The sequence below is a fragment of the Paenibacillus sp. A3 genome, assembly GCF_001399685.1.
Lineage (GTDB): Bacteria > Bacillota > Bacilli > Paenibacillales > NBRC-103111 > Paenibacillus_G.
This window is the reverse complement of sequence record NZ_JTHN01000376.1, coordinates 1-526: the sequence shown is the minus strand read 5'-3', so window position 1 is coordinate 526 and position 526 is coordinate 1. Positions and strand designations below refer to the sequence as shown.

Sequence of the window (526 nt, the reverse complement as noted above, 5' to 3'; positions counted from 1 at the left end):
GCGCCAATTCCCCCACACGTAGTAAGCAACGGAAATCACAATGCTGATGCAAAAGCCGATGGGAAAGCTCCACCAGAGCGCTTCCAGCCCGAACGTATTTCCCAAATAGTAGGCCACCGGCACACGGATGCACCAGAGCGCCAGGAAGGCGGTAAGCAGCGGCACCATGACCGCGCCGGTCGAACGAACGACGCCGGAGACGACGAACGTAATCCCGAAGAGTACGAACGCCCACAGCGTAATATGGTTGATGTTCATTCCGATGGCAATTGCCGCCTCGTCCTGCAGAAACAATTGAAGCGCCTGCCGGTTGAATACATAGATCAGTCCGACGAGCGCGCCCGTCATCACAAAGTTGAACACAATGCCAAGCAGCGTCGTCTTATGCACCCGGTCCCATTTGCCCGCTCCGACGTTCTGCGCAGCCAGCGTGGACACGGCGCCGCCGATCGCCATCGCCGGCATTTGAATATAGCTTGAGAGCTGCATCGCTGCACCGAATGCTGCGGTCGCCATCGAGCCGAAG

General features: G+C 58.2%; 1 protein-coding gene. It reads right to left on the bottom strand.

The genetic code is table 11. The features are described 5' to 3' along the window. Positions 1 to 526: MATE family efflux transporter (locus QJ48_RS34770; RefSeq protein ID WP_272948188.1), on the bottom strand; the 526-nt coding region annotated here is incomplete at both ends.